1 pseudogene is annotated in these 230 nt (G+C 44.3%); it reads right to left on the bottom strand.

From position 1 onward, the window contains the following. Positions 1–81: 81 nt before the first annotated feature. Positions 82–230, bottom strand: a pseudogene (locus R0K30_RS23885) (methyltransferase); the annotation flags it as partial.

Genomic DNA, 230 nt, shown 5'->3' with positions numbered 1-230 from the left:
CTGATTGGGGTTAGGCTGATGGCTACTGCCAGATGGTTTTTATAAAAGAAAAAGGTTAACCGCATGCGGTTAAGGTTTGTTTCATTTTACGATTCCGTATACAACCCCATCATAGCCTTTTTCACCAACAGTTTGAACAGCTGTTGCCTCAATTCTTGGCTCTCGTTTGCGTAAACCGAAAAATTCACCCGTTCCCTTCACTCGTCCATCCTGATCAGAGGCATGAAGCC

Origin of the sequence: Bacillus sp. SIMBA_154 (assembly GCF_046536015.1) — a bacterium.
In the GTDB taxonomy this organism is placed as follows: domain Bacteria; phylum Bacillota; class Bacilli; order Bacillales; family Bacillaceae; genus Bacillus; species Bacillus pumilus_P.
Note: the sequence above shows the minus strand (reverse complement) of the source record. Positions and strands in the feature narration are given on the sequence as shown.